The following is an 18,126-nucleotide window of genomic DNA, read 5'->3' on the forward strand; positions in this document are numbered from 1 at the left end:
TCAAAAAAAAATAAGAACTTTGTCAAGTCAGACTGATTTTTAAACTTAAACTATATACTTAATAAAAAAACAAAGCTATGTATGGTAAAATGAAGGAGTTCCTTGCGAAGGAACTGGCTGATATTAAGGCAGCCGGATTGTATAAAAATGAACGTATAATTACCACACCTCAGCGTGCGGACATCAAGGTGAATGACGGAGAAGATGTGTTGAACTTTTGTGCCAACAATTATTTAGGTTTGTCAGATAATCAACGCTTGATCAATGCTGCCAAAGAGGCGATGGACACACATGGCTTCGGTATGTCTTCCGTACGCTTTATCTGTGGAACTCAGGATTTGCACAAACAGCTGGAAGCTGCCATTTCTGATTATTTTAAAACAGAAGATACTATACTTTATGCAGCTTGTTTTGATGCTAACGGTGGTTTGTTCGAACCGCTGTTTACAGAAGAAGACGCTATTATTTCAGATGCGTTGAATCATGCATCTATTATAGATGGTGTACGCTTGTGTAAGGCAAAACGCTATCGTTATGCCAATGCTGATATGGCTGACCTGGAACGTTGTTTGCAGGAAGCGCAGGCACAGCGTCATCGTATTATTGCTACAGATGGTGTATTCTCGATGGATGGTAATGTGGCTCCATTGGATAAGATTTGTGAACTGGCGGAAAAGTATGACGCGTTGGTTATGGTGGATGAATCTCATTCGGCCGGTGTAGTAGGTCCTACAGGGCATGGCGTGGCAGAACAGTTTAATGCATACGGGCGTGTGGATATCTTTACTGGTACATTAGGTAAAGCATTTGGTGGGGCAATGGGAGGATTTACCACCGGTAAGAAAGAAATTATTGATATGTTGCGCCAGCGTTCCCGTCCTTATTTATTCTCTAATTCTGTAGCTCCTGCCATTATCGGTGCTAGTCTGGAAATGTTTAAGATATTGAAAGAAAGTGATGCTTTGCATACTAAGCTGATGGATAATGTGAATTATTTCCGTGACAGGATGCTGGCTGCCGGTTTTGACATCAAACCAACTCAGAGCGCGATTTGTGCTGTGATGCTTTATGATGCGAAACTGTCTCAGGATTTTGCCGCCAAGATGCAGAAAGAGGGCATATATGTAACCGGTTTCTATTATCCGGTTGTTCCGAAAGGACAGGCACGTATCCGTGTCCAGTTGTCTGCCGGGCATGAAAAGGCACATTTGGATAAGGCAATTGCTGCATTTATTAAAGTGGGCAAAGAACTTGGGGTGATTAAATAAGCAGATTTGAAAACTATCCAGTAAAATAAGAGCAGTAAACGGTTGTATAACAATTGTTTACTGCTCTTTGTAGCCCCGAGGGGAATCGAACCCCTATCTAAAGTTTAGGAAACTTCTATTCTATCCGTTGAACTACAAGGCCCCTTTATGGGTACAAAGGTACTTCTTTTTGTTAAAATGGCAATATGAAAGATTGAAAAATGTCTTAAGTGGGAAGAAAATAATCCTTTCTTTGTTGTTTTGTTGTTTTTTGTCTGTTTTTTATAATCTAATAATGTTGTTATTCTGCTATAAACTTTCATGTTGTTCATAAAACATGGATAAAAATAATAAATTGTAAAAATGAATCGTTTTTGATGCTGTCATAATGATAGGAATTTATGCTTTTAAACAGGTAATTATCTCTGCTTTTTCTTAGCTTGGAAACAAATAAACCTTTAATTTTGTACATTTTGATATTCAAACGTAGTTTGATAGCGGAATATTTTGTCCTTTGACAGAACTTTCCGAACTTTGCAAACAGTGAAATTTTGTAACCCTAAATAATAAGTTATGGCAGATGAAATGATAGTCAAGGAGTTGGACCAAGTGGTGGTCCGTTTCTCAGGCGACTCAGGCGATGGTATGCAGCTGGCCGGAAATATCTTTTCTAATATTTCGGCTACAGTGGGAAATGATATCAGTACATTCCCCGATTACCCGGCGGATATACGTGCCCCGCAAGGTTCGTTGACCGGTGTGTCAGGTTTCCAGGTGCATATCGGTGCGGGTAAAGTTTTTACCCCTGGTGACAAATGCGACGTGCTGGTCGCAATGAATGCCGCTGCATTGAAAACACAATACAAATTTGCGAAGTCCACAGCTTGTATCATTATTGATACAGATTGTTTTCAGAAATCAGATCTGGACAAGGCGGCTTTCAAAACAGACAATCCGATTGAAGAAATGGGTATTAAGCAGGATGTAATTGCTGCTCCTATTTCGCAGATGGTGAAAGATTGTCTGGCAGATACAGGCATGGACAACAAGTCAATGTTGAAATGTCGTAATATGTTTGCTTTGGGATTGGTCTGCTGGTTGTTTAATCGTGACCTGGCGGTTGCTGAAAATTTCTTGCGCGAGAAATTTGCAAAGAAGCCGCAAATAGCTGAAGCGAATATTAAAGTGATACACGCCGGATATGATTATGGTCACAATACGCATGCGTCTGTGGATCATACTTATAAGGTGGAAACTAAGTCTAAAGTACCTGGAAAGTACATGGATATCAGCGGAAACAAGGCTACGGCTTATGGCTTAATTGCTGCTGCCGAGAAAGCAGGTCTGCGTTTGTTCCTGGGATCTTATCCCATTACTCCGGCAACAGATATCTTGCATGAACTTTCTAAACATAAATCATTGGGAGTGACTACGGTTCAATGTGAAGATGAAATTTCAGGTTGCGCTACGGCTATCGGTGCCTCGTTTGCAGGTGCGTTGGCAGCTACTTCTACTTCGGGACCGGGTGTTTGTCTGAAATCAGAGGCTATGAATCTGGCTGTTATTACAGAATTACCATTGGTGGTTATTAATGTACAGCGCGGCGGTCCTTCTACTGGTTTGCCTACTAAGTCTGAGCAAACAGATTTATTGCAGGCTTTGTTTGGCCGTAACGGTGAATCTCCTATGCCGGTCATTGCCGCAGCTTCTCCAACTCATTGTTTTGATGCTGCTTATGATGCTTGTAAGATTGCCTTGGAACACATGACCCCGGTGGTGTTGCTGACTGATGGTTTTGTAGCAAATGGTTCCGGTGCATGGAAGTTGCCTGATCTGGCGAACTATCCGGCTATTAACCCACCCTATGTTACTCCGGAAATGAAGGATAATTATACTCCTTACAAGCGTAACGCCGAAACAGGTGTCCGTTATTGGGCATTGCCGGGACAGGAAGGTTATATGCATATTTTGGGAGGCTTGGAAAAAGACAGTGATACAGGTGCTATTTCTACCGAGCCTGAAAACCATAATTTGATGTGCCGTTTGCGTGCCGAGAAGGTTGCTAAAATTCCAGTGCCTGATGTTAAGGTGCAAGGCTGCGTAGAGGATGCAGATTTGCTGATAGTAGGTTTCGGTGGAACTTACGGTCATTTATATTCAGCAATGGAGGAAATGAACCATGCGGGCAAGAAGGTTGCTTTGGCACATTTTGTTCATTTGAACCCGCTGCCTCACAATACGGCAGAAGTGCTGAAGAAATATAAGAAGGTAGTCGTGGCTGAGCAGAATCTTGGTCAGTTTGCCGGATATCTCCGTATGAAAGTGGACGGATTTGTTCCTTATCAGTTTAATGAGGTAAAAGGCCAGCCGTTCGTAGTCAGCGAGTTAGTTGATGCTTTCACTGAGATTTTAAATAAATAATAACCGTAAAGAAAGTAAAGACTATGAACGAATATACAGCAAAAGATTTCAAAAAGGGACAACCTCGCTGGTGTCCGGGTTGCGGTGACCATTTTTTCTTGGCTTCGCTGCACAAAGCGATGGCTGAATTGGGAGTGGCTCCTCATGATACTGCCGTTATTTCGGGTATCGGATGTTCCAGCCGTCTGCCTTATTACATGAATACATATGCCATGCAGACTGTGCATGGTCGTGCGGCTGCTATTTCTACAGGCTGCAAGGTGGCTAATCCGAAGATTACTGTCTGGCAGATTTCAGGGGATGGTGATGGGCTGGCTATTGGTGGAAATCATTTTATACACGCCGTTCGTCGTAATATCGACTTGAATATGATTTTGTTGAACAACCGTATATATGGTTTGACCAAAGGACAGTATTCTCCGACCTCTCCCCGTGGATTTGTTAGCAAATCATCTCCTTACGGCACTGTGGAAGATCCGTTTCATCCGGCTGAATTATGTTTTGGTGCGCGTGGGCGTTTCTTTGCCCGTGCGGTAGCTACGGATGGTCCTGGTACAGTGGAGATTCTGAAAGCTGCTGCCAATCATAAAGGTGCGGCTGTATGTGAAATTCTTCAGAACTGCGTCATTTTTAATGATGGAACACACGAATCAGTATATACGAAAGAAGGTCGTTCAAAGAATGCCATTTATTTGGAACACGGTAAACCGATGTTGTTTGGGGTAGATAAAGAATACGGGCTGATGCAGGAAGGTTTCGGGCTGAAAGTGGTAAAGCTTGGCGAGAATGGTGTGACGGAAAAAGACATTTTAGTGCACGATGCTCATTGTATGGATAATACTTTGCAGTTGAAACTGGCATTGATGGAAGGACCGGATTTTCCGGTTGCGTTAGGGGTGATCCGTGATGTGGAAGCGCCTACTTATGATGACGCCGTTAATGCACAGATTGAAGAAGTGGCCGCAAAGAAAAAATATCATAATTTCCAGGAATTACTGATGACAAATGATATTTGGGAAGTGAAATAATATTTTCATTTTCCCTGTAGGAACCGGATCTACAGAGTTGTTCTAAAAATTAAATGGTTAGTAATAGGCAGTGAATAATTGCCGGTTACTAACCATTTAATTTAGAATTTTAGTGTGTAAGAGAACACACCTGAAACTGTCCTTATAGTTTGAGCTTTAGAGTTTCTCGCCGAATGATAAATCACCGGCATCCCCTAACCCCGGAACAATGTATTTGTGCTCGTCCAAGACAGGGTCTATGGCGGCACACCATAATGTGACATCATCGCCGGGAAAAAGTTCTGCCATATGCGCTACCCCTTGTTGGCTGGCAATGACACAGGCCATCTGCAATTTAGCTGGTTTGCCTTTGGTAAGGAACGCTTTCCAGGCAAGTTCCATGCTTTCACCGGTGGCAAGCATGGGATCAACGAGAAGCAAGGTTCTGTCATTCAATGAAGGAGCGGCGATGTATTCAATGTGTACATCTACAATACGGTGTTCATCATCTTTGTAAAAACGGAATGCGGAAACGAAAGCGTTGTCGGCATGGTCGAACATGTTCAGAAAACCGGTGTGCAGCGGCAGTCCGGCACGGAATACCGTTGCGATCACTATTTTGTCATCGTGTGTGCTGGCCGTGGCAGTTCCCAAGGGTGTCTGTACTTGCTTTACGGAATAGGTTAGTGCTTTACTCATCTCGTATGCCATGATTTCTCCTATTCTTTCAATATTTCTGCGGAAACGCATACGATCATTTTGAACATGTACATCGCGCAATTCCGCTACATATTGGTTTAGGAGAGAATTGCCTTCACTGAGATTGATGATTTTCATATCTATGCTTTTGTTATATTGTTGACTTTGACCTGCAAAGAAACAAATAATTTCTAGATTTGTAAAGTACGAATTGCATTTTTGTTACACAAATATAAATATTTGATTATTACGGAAATTTTTCTCTAATAACTTCTTTTTTTTAAAATAAAGCACTAATTTTGTAGCGCCTTAGACAAGGGGGTGTTGAAAAACATCTTCTTTCAGAAAATAAAGAGTAAAAATAACATTATACAATAACCAAATTAAATCATTTAAAAATGGCAAATTTAGATTTAAGCAAGTACGGTATTACCGACGTGAAGGAAGTTCTCCACAATCCTTCTTATGATGTGCTTTTCGCTGAAGAAACTAAACCGGGATTGGAAGGTTTCGAAAAAGGACAGGTTACTGAACTGGGTGCTGTAAACGTAATGACTGGTGTTTACACAGGTCGTTCTCCTAAAGATAAATTCTTCGTTAAGAATGAAGCTTCTGAAAATTCAGTATGGTGGACTTCTGACGAATATAAAAACGATAACAAACCTTGTACTGAAGAAGCTTGGGCTGACTTGAAGTCTAAAGCTGTAAAACAATTGAGCGGCAAGCGTTTGTTCGTTGTTGATACATTCTGCGGTGCTAATGCTGCAACTCGTATGAAAGTACGTTTCATCATGGAAGTGGCTTGGCAGGCTCATTTCGTAACTAACATGTTCATCCGCCCGACTGCTGAAGAACTGGAAGCTTACGGAGAACCTGATTTTGTATGTTTCAATGCATCTAAAGCAAAAGTTGACAACTATAAAGAACTGGGCTTGAACTCTGAAACAGCTACTGTTTTCAACTTGAAGACTAAAGAACAAGTTATCCTGAACACTTGGTACGGTGGTGAAATGAAGAAAGGTATGTTCTCTATCATGAACTACATGAACCCGCTTCGTGGTATCGCTTCCATGCACTGCTCTGCTAATACAAATATGGAAGGAACTAGTTCGGCTATCTTCTTCGGTTTGTCTGGTACAGGTAAGACTACTTTGTCTACTGACCCGAAACGTAAGTTGATCGGTGACGACGAACACGGATGGGATGACGAAGGTGTATTCAACTACGAAGGTGGTTGCTATGCTAAAGTTATCAACTTGGATAAGGAAAGTGAACCCGATATCTACGCTGCTATCAAACGTGACGCTTTGCTGGAAAACGTAACAGTTGATGCTAACGGTAAGATTGATTTCGCTGATAAGAGCGTAACAGAAAACACTCGTGTTTCTTATCCTATCTATCATATTGAAAACATCGTTAAACCTATCTCTAAAGGTCCTCACGCTCAACAAGTTATTTTCTTGTCAGCTGATGCATTCGGTGTATTGCCTCCGGTATCTATCTTGAACCCTGAACAAGCTCAGTATTACTTCTTGTCTGGATTTACAGCTAAATTGGCTGGTACAGAACGTGGTATTACTGAACCGACTCCGACATTCTCTGCTTGCTTCGGTGCTGCTTTCTTGTCATTGCATCCTACTAAGTATGCTGAAGAATTGGTTAAGAAGATGGAAAAGACTGGTGCTAAAGCATATTTGGTTAACACTGGTTGGAACGGTACTGGTAAACGTATCTCTATCCGCGATACTCGTGGTATCATCGATGCTATTTTGGATGGCTCTATTGATAAGGCTCCTACTAAGGTTATTCCTTACTTCGATTTCGTTGTTCCTACAGAATTGCCGGGTGTTGATCCGAAGATCCTTGATCCTCGTGACACTTACGCTGACGCTGCTCAGTGGGATGAAAAAGCAAAAGACTTGGCTGGTCGTTTCATCAAGAACTTCGCTAAGTTCACTGGTAACGAAGCAGGTAAGAAATTGGTTGCTGCCGGTCCGAAATTGTAATCTGAATTTTACAGATTTAACATATAAAAAGTGGTTCCCGATAGGAACCACTTTTTTTTATGCTTGAAAATGCCTAGATTTGTTGCAAACCAAATATGATAGCAAATGAAATTATTTAGATTAATGTTAGTTGGTGCAGGTATGTTCGTATTATGCAGCTGTACATCGCAAGGTTCTCAACAGAAGGAAGTTGTTACGGATAGTGTTTCCGTGAGTCAGGTAGACCCTGTAATAGAAACTATTATGAGCCGCCGTAGTATACGGAAGTATAAGCCCAAGGCTGTGGAACGTGAAAAAATGCAGACTATAGTGGAATGTGGAATCAATGCACCTAATGGAATGAATAAACAGTCATGGGAGGTTCGTGTAGTAGATAATCCGGAATTTATCAATGGTTTGACTGAAATTTTCAAAAAAGAAAATCCCAAAGCGGCAGAACGTCCGGGATTTCAGAATATGTTCAATAATGCTCCTACAGTAGTGTTTATTGCTAACGATCCTGCATATGATATGTCACAGATAGATTGTGGTCTGTTGGGTGAGAATATGATTTTGTCTGCTTGGTCAATGGGAATAGGTTCCTGCTGTTTGGGAGGGCCTGTGCGTTTCATGAAATCACCTGCAGCTGCCGAATATATGAAACAGTTGGGATTCAGTGAAGGGTATGAGTTGCTTTATGCGATTGCTTTCGGTTATCCCGATGAAATGCCGGCTGCTAAACCTAGAGAAGTTAGTAAAGTAAAGTTTGTAGATTAAATATAAAAAATCCCGAAGGTAATATGGTCTCCGGGATTTTTTATATTAAAGGTAGATTGATTAGCTTTTGTTAGCTCTCTTACGTTCTGTTTCGTCAAGAATCACTTTACGCATACGCATACTCTTTGGAGTAACTTCTACATATTCATCTTCCTTAATGTATTCCAATGCTTCTTCCAACGAAAATACTACCGGAGGAATGATGCGTGCCTTGTCATCAGAACCTGATGCGCGCATATTGGTAAGCTTCTTCGATTTAGTTACATTGATAACCAAGTCGTTTTCATGAACATGTTCACCTACTACTTGGCCGGCATATACTTCGTCTTGCGGATAAATGAAAAATTTGCCACGATCCTGTAATTTGTCAATAGCGTATGCAAAAGCTGTTCCGCTTTCCATAGCAATCATAGAACCGTTGCTGCGACGTTCTATCTCGCCCTTGTATGGTTGGTAGCATTTAAAACGGTGAGCCATGATCGCTTCTCCGGCCGATGCTGTCAGTACATTGGTACGAAGACCGATAATACCGCGCGAAGGCATATCAAACTCAATGTTTACACGGTCACCCTGTGTTTCCATAGAAACTAAATCACCTTTACGGCGGGTTATCATATCGATCATTTTACTGGAATATTCTTCGGGTACGCTGATCGTTAATTCTTCGATAGGTTCGCATTTTACTCCGTCTATTTCTTTGAAGATAACCTGAGGCTGGCCCACTTGTAATTCGTATCCTTCGCGGCGCATGGTTTCAATCAGGACAGAAAGATGAAGCACACCACGTCCTGAAACAATCCATTTACCGTCCTCCAATTCGCTTTTGCGTACACGCAATGCCAGGTTCTTATCCAATTCTTTGGTCAAGCGGTCTTGGATGTGGCGTGAAGTCACAAACTTACCTTCTTTGCCGAAGAAAGGAGAATCGTTGATAGTGAATAACATACTCATGGTCGGTTCGTCAATGGCGATGGGGGGCAATGGTTCCGGATTTTCGAAATCGCAGATAGTATCACCAATTTCGAAGCCTTCTACACCTACTACAGCACAGATGTCTCCCGATGAAACGGCATTTGTCTTTTTACGTCCTAAGCCTTCAAAAGTATGTAGCTCTTTGATTTTAGACTTTATCAGACTACCATCACGCTTTGCTAGTGTAATATTCATACCTTCTTTCAGCGTACCACGATGTACACGTCCTACAGCAATACGACCTGTATATGCTGAATAGTCTAAAGAGGTGATTAACATTTGAGGAGTTCCCTCCAACTGTTTCGGTGCCGGAATATGCTCAATAATAGCGTCCAACAACGGAACCAGGTTTTCTGTCGGGGTTTTCCAATCAGTACTCATCCAATTATTTTTGGCAGAACCATAGATAACGGGGAAATCCAACTGATCTTCTGTAGCATTCAGGCTGAACATCAAGTCGAATACCATTTCGTATACTTCTTCCGGACGGCAGTTGGGTTTATCCACCTTGTTCACTACAACTACAGGTTTCAAACCGATCTGTAATGCCTTTTGCAATACGAAGCGTGTCTGCGGCATCGGGCCTTCGAATGCGTCTACCAATAAGATACATCCATCAGCCATATTGAGTACACGTTCTACTTCGCCACCGAAGTCGGCGTGTCCCGGAGTATCAATAATATTGATTTTTGTTCCTTTGTAGTTAATTGAAACGTTCTTTGAAAGGATAGTTATCCCTCTTTCGCGTTCCAAGTCATTATTATCCAATACCAGTTCACCATTTGTCTGGTCGTTGCGGAACAAATGTCCCGCCAGCATCATCTTGTCCACCAAAGTCGTTTTTCCGTGGTCTACGTGGGCGATGATCGCAATGTTTCTAATGTCTTGCATACTATACCTATATATTTGGCTGCAAAGGTACGATTTTTAATTCAAAAAATATTTGGCTGTTAACGATTATTTTTTATCTTCCGTATCTTCTTTACTATTAAATGTAGAGGGAGTGGTGCCATAGAAATCGACAAAATGCTTTCTGAAGGTGGGGATGTCATTATAACCAACCATTTCGGCTACCTCCTGAACATTGTATTTGCGGCTTCTCAGTAATTCGGCAGAACGTTTTAACCGGACTCCTCTTACTAATTCTATGATAGTGAAATTAGTGAGTTGTTTTACTTTTCTGTAAAGGGTAGGTTGACTCATGTTCAGCATTTCGGCCAGTTTTTTCACATTGAATTCCGGGTTTTGCAGGTTCTCATTTACAATATTCAGAATTTGTGTGATGAACGGGTCTTCTATGATGATTGTTTCCGTATTCTCTTCTTGCGAGCCGTTGACGGTGATGGAAGGCATTAGTAGTTTGGTATAAATCCGTTTCAGTTCAGTCCGGCTTTTTATTAAACGTTTTACTTTAGTGCGGAGAATCTCCGGATTGAACGGCTTCAGAATATAGTCATCAGCTCCTAATTCTATTCCTTTCACTATATTTTCATCATCTGTCAAAGCTGTCAGCAGAATAATAGGGATATGGCAAGTTTTTAGATCTTCTTTCAGGATACGGCAACATTCAAAACCGTTCATGACAGGCATCATGACATCCGTTATTACAAGATCCGGTATTTCTTTACGTGCCATTCTTACTCCTTCTTCCCCATTTTCCGCCATAATAATATTATAGGTGGCAGAAAATAATACTCTCAGATAGAGGCGGATATCTGCATGGTCCTCAACAACCAGTAGTTTGTATTTGGTTTCGGGGTTGTCAATAGGTTTGGCGGTTATACTGTTTGCTATTTCCTGTTGTCTTTTATCCTCTGCAGTAATCATTGCTTTATCTGAATCTTCCATTATTGTTTCGGGTTCGATGAAACATACGTTTTCATCATTTTTCAAATGTTGTTTACCTAGAGGGATATAAAGAACAACTCGGGTTCCTTTGTTTTTTTCTTGAGTGATTTGGATATCGCCGTGGTGGGCTAGTATTGTCGTTTTCATAATTTCAATGCCTAATTCGGGATGTAGCCGGTTGCTTGGAGGATTGTAATTGTCCGATCCAAGGAAGATGACAGAGGACTCTTCTATCATTTCTTTCCCGTCATCCTCTATAGTAAAAAGGCAGAAATCTTTTCCGTTGATAGTACTGGTGTTTACAGTAAAGTGGATGGAACCGGAATACGAGATATGCCGGTAGGCATTGGATAATATATTGCTTAGAATAAAGATTATCTTTTTCCGGTCAATCCATATTTCCGTATTTATTTTGTTGTCTTTGTCATAATGCAGGTTAATGGGACTGACGTTCAGTAGTTCGTGAGATGCACGCACTACAGTGTCGGCTATCACGCTGGCAGGATAAGGGGCCACATTCAATTTAGGACTGTAACTTTCTTGCTGATGAATATTCAATAGCTGGTTACAAATGTCTTGCAGGCTGATTGAATTCCGATAGGCCATTTTTGCTTTTTGCAGGAATGATTCCGGGAAGGCTGTATTAGTAATCATTTCTTTTAACGGAGCGGTGATGAGTGATAACGGGGTGCGTAATTCCTGTGCCAGCATATATCTGATTTGGTCACGCAATTGATGGTTTTTCTCTTCTTCTTTTCTTATTTCCGTTTCTTCTTCCAGCTTTTCTTTCAGTTTCACTTCTTTGGCCTTGTAAACTTGCCGTTTCTGTAATTTCCGGTTAAAGTACATCCATGTAAGCAAAGAAATAATGATAATAGCCAGGATGTATGCAGCGATGGCCCATCCGGTTGCAGCCCAATATCTATTTACATTGATAGATAACCGGGTTATTTGTTTATTTTCTTCCAACGGATAAGACGAGCGTATTTCCAGTACATATTTCCCAGGAGGGATATTGCTGAGTTTTATATGATCGTCATAATTCGTATTCCATTTTTCTTCTGTGGGTAACAGGCGATATTTCACTGTGTTGGGCGAGGTTCCGTATTTCAGATCACTTAAATAGAGAATCAGGTTGTTGTTATTGTAGTCTAAAGATAAATGTTCTATCAGGTACGCAGGTTTGTCCAGAATGACTTGTCCGTTTATTTTTTCTCCTATTTCTACTTTATTGTAATTAATATCTATATCGGAGATATGGAATTGGCAGTTACTTGAACTTTCTTTTAAAGTGCGCGGTTCAAAATAGAGTAATCCTGTAGAGTTCGCCCATAGCAATTTCCCGTCATTCAGCCGACATACATCGTAATAACTTTCCGGTAATGCGTAGGTATATGATGCATTGTTCTTGTTATTCAATGTGATAAAACCAGCATTGCTTCCCAGCCAGGTATTTCCGTTCTTATCATCTATCATACAGCTTATGTGTCCGTTAGGCAAGTCTTTTTGTAAGATCATGATAGAGGATATGGTTTTCTCTTTTCCGTCTATTTGGATAATTTTATCAGTGTATGAGATAAGCAATTGGTTATAGTTATTCAGATAAAGTGCCAATACTTTTCCGGGTGTCAGGTTTCTTGCCTTTTCATAACCACCGGTGAATTTTATTTGTTTTCCTTTACGGCTGGCACGGTGTATTCCTTTTTCAGTACCTAGCCACATGGTTCCATCTCCATCTTCACATATAGCGGTTATTTTTTTGAATTCTTTCGTATAAGGTTGTGCTGCTATGCATTCGTGTGTCTGATGGTTATAGACCATTATTCCTTTTTCGGTGGCAATCCATAAATGGTTTTGTGAGTTTAGATATAGTTTCAAGATAGAAGCAGTTACAGCAGAGTCTGCTGTTTCGGGGTTTAGTTGGTGAATCACCGTTTCACCGGTAGTAGGATTTACCCAAAGGATGTTTCCTTTGTCATCGCCGAACCATAATCCTCCATTGCGATCTTTGTGCAGGCAATAATGATTATTCTTGTGACTTTTCTCCCATAAGGAAAAGTGCAGATTAGGAGAGATCTTATTTTCTGTACTTTTATATATGCCATCTTTTTCGGTGACCAGCCAGATGTATCCGTCGGCATCTTGTGCTATACTATTCACATATCTTATTTCATCGTTCAACGGGATACGGTTGATATCGTTTCCTTTGAGATTCAGTTTCAGCAATCCTCTGCCGAAAGTTCCTACCCAAAGCACATTGTTGGACTTGTCAAAATGAATGTCGGTAATTCTGTTTTTGAGGATGGGGGCATAGTAAGAATCATGTTGGGTCAGATCTACAATGTGGAATGGTGACTGGAGGTAGTTGTCCGTTTCAAATCTTATGGCTGACAGTGAACTCCATGTGGCTATAATGAATGTGGTCTTATCTATTTGGATTATATCGCGTATATCTTTTTGAATGAAGGATGACTGGCTGTTATCATTCAGTGTGCGTGATGTTTTAGTGTTTGTATTATAACAGATGATTCCTTCGGTTTGGTCACAAATCCACACATTATCATTATATATATGTATTTTTTCAATGTTGTCGGCTTTCACAATACCTAGATCGGTTCCATTTATATGCTCGCTACTTTTATCGGAAACGTTATAAAGCAAGATTTGATTCTCTGCTGTCAGTGCGCATAAAATATCTTCGTTATTATAAAGTCCTAGGACTTTTGTTTTTATATCTATAAGCAGTTGGGCAGTCAGTCTTATTTCATCTGCATTTTTCTCCATATTTAACTCTACTATGGCATTGGAGGTCAAGGCATATAATTTGTCTTGCAGTACACATATATCCTGTATATCTTGCAATACCTCAGGAGTAGGTGAGATAAGTGGCATATAGATTCCACGCATCTTGTCAAAACAGGCTATTTGGTTTAAATTGGCGATATGAGACCATAGCAGATTGTTTGATGTTTCATATAAATGAGTTAAGGCACGTGGCTCTTTATCAATCAGATTGTAATTATGAAAATGTATTCCGTCATAGCGGCTTAGTCCAACATCGGTTCCTAACCATAAAAAGCCGGCTTTATCCTGATAAATTCCAGTCAATGTATTGTTGCTCAATCCGTTTTGTTTGGTAAGTAGTTGGATACCACACTGGCGGAAATAACTTTGCGCATTAGTAGTTGATAGACAAAAACTACATAATAAGGTGATTATTAAAGATTTCATCATAATAAATTGTTTCACTTTTATTCCCCTGTAATCAGATTGGTCACGTACAATCTGCTTGATATTATTCCTTAATCTATTTTAGGAATTCCTACAAATATAGCAAACTATATTTTCATAACCAACTAAAAGTCATAGGAATATATTCTGTTTTTAGTATCAACAGGTTCGGTGAAAAGAAAGGATAGTAGGTATTCCGTTCACACAGTTTTGTCTTGTCTTGATTATTAGACGATTGTATTTGAATGAAATACACCCCCTGTCTCTTGCTATTTTATTAAGGTATGTATACCAAGCTAGAAACAAGGGGGGAATGATGGTATATATTATAAAGTGATTATTGTATTATATATCATAAATTGTAGGAAAATGCAGCATCATGGTTTCGGGGATTATAGTTGCCATTTATAGTGACAGGAATCTGCATATATTTGATTCCATTATCTATTACTTTCATATAAATATAGCTTTGGGATTCGAATTTATAATTTTTTGTGGCATTATCGGTAGCCAGGCTGAAACCTTTAAGATACCATTTTATCAAAGAAGAAGAACATTCCGCCTGATATCCGCCATAGTAGAGGCTTCCGTCATTGTAACAGTTCATATTTAACTGGATAGTGAAAGCATATTTATGATCTATTGTTTGCTTCATTACAATTCTAAGCCATGTTTGTTCTCCTTTGGTGGCAGTTTGAATATCAAGTTCTTCTTGAGCATCAGTATGTTTTCGTAGGACAGATAGAATATGGTCGGCTTCAGAAAGGCTGATAGCCGGTAACTCACTTAATTTTAACTTGTCAGAATTGTTTTCCTCGTATGTAACGCTTCTGGCTCCATACGTTTTTTCCAGGAGATACGTTGAAACTGAGTTTTCAACGGGGTCATTACCATCTGCAGAGCAGGATGCCAAACTCATCATGACGAGCATGGCAATTATTAAATGCATTGCCTTCATAGAACTATAATTTTTTATTGTTTTTTTGATTATGTGAATGATTGACCCATTATCATCCGATACAAAAGTAGGTATTCTTTTCATGTATCCAAATTATTTTCAAGCTTTTTTGATGAAAACACCCTCTTTTTGATGAAAATACCTGCTATGTTGGAAAGAAGGAGTTGTTTGGCTATATAAGGGGGCGTTTTTATCATGATGAAAGGATTTTCATTTATGGATGGAGAAAACTCCGTTGGTGTTCCATTTGATAGTTGGAATGTTTCTCATTGAATGGATGTTCTGTTTTTGACGGAAATAGGAACTAAGATTGTTTTTTGTTCATTCTGTATTTTGCCGAAACCACCTCTTAATAAAGATTAATTTGCCAATATCCTGTTAAAAGAATAGCCTCTACCTTTGTGATGTAAAAAATAACTTAGCTAGAGAGAATTGAATATGGTAATACGAAGATTTTTATTTTCATGGGTGTGTCTGCTGGCTTCTTCCTTATTTATGTATGGACAGGTGGCTGTTAAGACTAATGTGGCGATAGATGCCGTCGCCATACCAAACTTAGGAGTGGAAGTAGGGTTGAGCAAGAAGCTTACAGTGGATATTCCGTTTTATTATAATCCCTGGAAATACAGCGATAATAAAATGTTGAAACTGGTGATGGTACAGCCCGAGTTGCGTTATTGGCTTTGTGATAAGTTCAATGGTCATTTTTTCGGTTTCCATTTAATGGGAGGAGCATACAATACTACCGGTATTGATTTGCCGTTTTCTCCTTTCGATGATTTGAAAGACTTCCGTTATAAGGGACATTTTTATGGCGGAGGTGTCAGTTACGGTTATCAGTTTGTGCTGGGACGCCATTGGAATCTGGGCGCCACCATCGGTTTGGGTTATGCTTATGTGCGTTATAAGAAATATGAGTGTGAAGAATGTGGAGATATGTTGGAGAAATCCAACAAGAATTATTGGGGTCCTACTAAGGCTGCTTTGAATCTTATTTATATATTCTAAAAATTACGGATTATGAAACTTATATGTTATATACTTCTTATATTATTGATACCGACTATTCCGGTAGGTGCACAGACATTATCAGGTGGTCAGGTACAAGTCAGCAATCAGTCAATCCTGATTAGTGATAATGGACAGGTGATGATAGGAATGGATATCACGTTGCCGGCTGCAATGGAGCTTTCTTCCAACTGTGTGGCAACTCTGACTCCGGTTTTGAAGACACAGGATAACAGTTATAACAGGATTTTGCCTGCTATTTGGGTATATGGGCGTATCCGTTCCATCGTGCAACAGCGTGAACGCAGTATTCCGTCGGATGCATATACCATTCTTCGTCGTAAGAATGGAACGGAACAGACTGTAAATTATTCAGCCCGTATTCCATACGAGAAATGGATGAATGGTGCAGAACTGGAACTGCAGGCTGCTATACGTGGCTGTGCCGATTGTCAGAAAGAAGAAAACAGTGCCTTTATAACTCGTGCCAATTTGGAACGCTATGTGGTAAAACCTGTCGTGGCATTCGTTTCTCCTGCTGTCGAGGCTGTGAAGAATCGTGCCGAGGAAGGACGTGCTTATTTGGATTTTCCGGTAAATCAGATGAAGATTTATCCTGATTATCGTCATAATCCATCCGAACTGGCTGCTATCAAACATACGGTGGATGTAGTGAAAAATGATGTCAATACTACCATTACTGAAATAGCTATTGTGGGTTATGCTTCTCCTGAGGGCAGATATGCGGCCAATGCGCGTTTGGCTCAGGGGCGTGCTGAGGCATTGAAGAGTTATGTAATGAATGAGTATGGCTTTAAAGCGGATTTGTTCAAGGTGAATTCTGTACCCGAGGACTGGGCCGGACTGCGTGCGTATGTGGCTAAGAATGATTTACCGCTGAAAGAAGAGATTTTGTCCATAATAGATAAGAATGAGAGCGATTTTGACGTGAAGGAGGAACGCATTAAGGCCTTGGATGGTGGAAAGGTATATGCCGCATTACTACAGGATTGTTATCCGGCTTTGCGTCACTCTGATTACACTGTACGTTATGTAGTTCGCGGATTTGATGTGGAAGAGGCAAAACAGATTATAAAGCTCCGTCCCCAGCAGTTGAGCTTGCAGGAAATGTTTCTGGTTGCCCAAACATACGAAAAGGGGAGTGACGAGTTTAACGAAGTGTTCGATGTGGCAGTGCGCATGTTTCCTGATGACCCAACAGCGAATATAAACGCTGCCGCTATCGAACTCCAACGGGGTGACTTGCAACAGGCGGTACGTTATTTGGACAAGGCCGATGCACAGGCGAGTGCGACGCTGAACAACAGAGGCGTACTGAAACTGTTGCAAGGGGACCTCGACTCTGCTGAGAATTATTTCAAACAGGCACAGGCCAAGGATTCCGTCGAAGCCGGAGCCAATTTGGAAGAAGTGACCAATAAACGTAAGGATGAAGCAATCTTTGTAAAATAAGACATATAGACAAACAGTACAATAAAAGATGTTAGAAGAAACTTGTTCTTTGCGAAAAGCGCAAGGTAAAATCCGGGGTAGTGGAGTCTATTCCCGGATTTTGAATTAAAGTTCAGCGCATTAGTGTCCTCACAGTGTTTTTAAGTTGAATTTTACATAATCTGTCGGTTGGGGGCTTTATGGAATATGTCGGAAGTCGAAGTTCCGGCAGTGGCAAAAAAGATCAAGACGTTTTTTAAAAAGCTCGCCATCTTTTTAAAAAAGCTCGCCGTCTTTTTTGAAAACGACTTGATCTTTTTAAGAAATACCCTTGTCTTTGAACATGTAGTATTTATATACGTACGCATAAGCCTATATAATTGTATAGGTCTATGGATATGTACGTATGTGAAGGAATGTGTACTTCTTGATGAGAGAAACACTTGCTCACTACATTTTTATGTTTTTACGGGTGATTCCCACTTTAGATTTGGCTTCCGCATATGTTGATGAGGGCGGCT

General features: G+C 40.4%; 11 protein-coding genes and 1 tRNA gene. 7 read left to right on the forward strand and 5 right to left on the reverse strand.

Going from position 1 to position 18,126, the window contains the following annotated elements; translation table 11 throughout:
* The first annotated feature begins 77 nt into the window (after window positions 1-77).
* Window positions 78-1,268 (forward strand): glycine C-acetyltransferase, encoded by a 1,191-nt coding sequence (kbl, locus tag AB5062_RS07635; RefSeq protein ID WP_005844404.1) that lies wholly within the window; start codon window positions 78-80, stop codon window positions 1,266-1,268.
* 70 nt (window positions 1,269-1,338) lie between these two features.
* Here the strand turns inward: kbl and AB5062_RS07640 are convergent.
* Window positions 1,339-1,410 (reverse strand) — tRNA-Arg (locus AB5062_RS07640).
* A gap of 410 nt (window positions 1,411-1,820) precedes the next feature.
* Between AB5062_RS07640 and AB5062_RS07645 the strand changes: the two genes are divergently transcribed.
* Together AB5062_RS07645 and AB5062_RS07650 are read left to right on the forward strand one after the other, a co-directional pair.
* Complete coding sequence (locus AB5062_RS07645; RefSeq protein ID WP_005844406.1) at window positions 1,821-3,668, forward strand: 2-oxoacid:acceptor oxidoreductase subunit alpha; 1,848 nt, start codon at window positions 1,821-1,823, stop codon at window positions 3,666-3,668.
* 23 nt (window positions 3,669-3,691) lie between these two features.
* Window positions 3,692-4,696, forward strand: a complete 1,005-nt coding sequence (locus AB5062_RS07650; RefSeq protein WP_007833723.1) for a 2-oxoacid:ferredoxin oxidoreductase subunit beta — start codon at window positions 3,692-3,694, stop codon at window positions 4,694-4,696.
* Window positions 4,697-4,852: 156 nt separating this feature from the next.
* On the opposite strand, the gene upp is transcribed toward AB5062_RS07650, so the two are convergent.
* Window positions 4,853-5,512 (reverse strand): uracil phosphoribosyltransferase, encoded by a 660-nt coding sequence (upp, locus tag AB5062_RS07655; protein WP_005850404.1) that lies wholly within the window; start codon window positions 5,510-5,512, stop codon window positions 4,853-4,855.
* A gap of 260 nt (window positions 5,513-5,772) precedes the next feature.
* On the opposite strand from upp, the gene pckA reads away from it, so the two are divergent.
* Together pckA and AB5062_RS07665 are read left to right on the forward strand one after the other, a co-directional pair.
* Window positions 5,773-7,380 carry a phosphoenolpyruvate carboxykinase (ATP) gene (gene pckA, locus AB5062_RS07660; RefSeq protein ID WP_005844412.1) on the forward strand — a complete coding sequence of 536 codons (1,608 nt, stop codon included), beginning with the start codon at window positions 5,773-5,775 and terminating at the stop codon, window positions 7,378-7,380.
* Window positions 7,381-7,485: 105 nt separating this feature from the next.
* Window positions 7,486-8,136: a nitroreductase gene (locus tag AB5062_RS07665; protein ID WP_011964992.1), complete on the forward strand. Its 651-nt coding sequence runs from the start codon at window positions 7,486-7,488 to the stop codon at window positions 8,134-8,136.
* Window positions 8,137-8,196: 60 nt separating this feature from the next.
* Here AB5062_RS07665 and typA read toward each other — a convergent pair whose 3' ends face one another.
* The 3 genes from typA to AB5062_RS07680 all read right to left on the reverse strand — a co-directional run bounded on the left by typA (window position 8,197) and on the right by AB5062_RS07680 (window position 15,145).
* A complete protein-coding gene (typA, locus tag AB5062_RS07670) occupies window positions 8,197-9,999 on the reverse strand; it encodes a translational GTPase TypA (protein WP_368326851.1) in 1,803 nt (600 codons plus the stop codon).
* A 66-nt stretch (window positions 10,000-10,065) separates the two neighbouring features.
* Complete coding sequence (locus AB5062_RS07675) at window positions 10,066-14,187, reverse strand: two-component regulator propeller domain-containing protein (protein ID WP_032939312.1); 4,122 nt, start codon at window positions 14,185-14,187, stop codon at window positions 10,066-10,068.
* 352 nt (window positions 14,188-14,539) lie between these two features.
* Window positions 14,540-15,145, reverse strand: a complete 606-nt coding sequence (locus AB5062_RS07680; protein ID WP_005844420.1) for a DUF5033 domain-containing protein — start codon at window positions 15,143-15,145, stop codon at window positions 14,540-14,542.
* Window positions 15,146-15,583: 438 nt separating this feature from the next.
* On the opposite strand from AB5062_RS07680, the gene AB5062_RS07685 reads away from it, so the two are divergent.
* Together AB5062_RS07685 and AB5062_RS07690 are read left to right on the forward strand one after the other, a co-directional pair.
* Complete coding sequence (locus AB5062_RS07685; RefSeq protein ID WP_005844422.1) at window positions 15,584-16,153, forward strand: DUF3575 domain-containing protein; 570 nt, start codon at window positions 15,584-15,586, stop codon at window positions 16,151-16,153.
* A gap of 12 nt (window positions 16,154-16,165) precedes the next feature.
* Window positions 16,166-17,626 (forward strand): DUF3868 domain-containing protein, encoded by a 1,461-nt coding sequence (locus AB5062_RS07690; RefSeq protein WP_057098682.1) that lies wholly within the window; start codon window positions 16,166-16,168, stop codon window positions 17,624-17,626.
* Window positions 17,627-18,126: the final 500 nt, after the last annotated feature.

This window comes from Phocaeicola sp. RTP21359st1_B8_RTP21360_211022, assembly GCF_040911965.1.
GTDB classification, from domain to species: domain Bacteria; phylum Bacteroidota; class Bacteroidia; order Bacteroidales; family Bacteroidaceae; genus Phocaeicola; species Phocaeicola vulgatus.

Excerpts from the sequence above, each read along its gene's own strand:
- kbl (WP_005844404.1), top strand. The coding sequence starts at position 78 with ATGTATGGTAAAATGAAGGAGTTCCTTGCGAAGGAACTGGCTGATATT.
- AB5062_RS07645 (WP_005844406.1), top strand. The coding sequence starts at position 1,821 with ATGGCAGATGAAATGATAGTCAAGGAGTTGGACCAAGTGGTGGTCCGT.
- AB5062_RS07650 (WP_007833723.1), top strand. The coding sequence starts at position 3,692 with ATGAACGAATATACAGCAAAAGATTTCAAAAAGGGACAACCTCGCTGG.
- upp (WP_005850404.1), bottom strand. The coding sequence starts at position 5,512 with ATGAAAATCATCAATCTCAGTGAAGGCAATTCTCTCCTAAACCAATAT.
- pckA (WP_005844412.1), top strand. The coding sequence starts at position 5,773 with ATGGCAAATTTAGATTTAAGCAAGTACGGTATTACCGACGTGAAGGAA.
- AB5062_RS07665 (WP_011964992.1), top strand. The coding sequence starts at position 7,486 with ATGAAATTATTTAGATTAATGTTAGTTGGTGCAGGTATGTTCGTATTA.
- typA (WP_368326851.1), bottom strand. The coding sequence starts at position 9,999 with ATGCAAGACATTAGAAACATTGCGATCATCGCCCACGTAGACCACGGA.
- AB5062_RS07675 (WP_032939312.1), bottom strand. The coding sequence starts at position 14,187 with ATGAAATCTTTAATAATCACCTTATTATGTAGTTTTTGTCTATCAACT.
- AB5062_RS07680 (WP_005844420.1), bottom strand. The coding sequence starts at position 15,145 with ATGAAGGCAATGCATTTAATAATTGCCATGCTCGTCATGATGAGTTTG.
- AB5062_RS07685 (WP_005844422.1), top strand. The coding sequence starts at position 15,584 with ATGGTAATACGAAGATTTTTATTTTCATGGGTGTGTCTGCTGGCTTCT.
- AB5062_RS07690 (WP_057098682.1), top strand. The coding sequence starts at position 16,166 with ATGAAACTTATATGTTATATACTTCTTATATTATTGATACCGACTATT.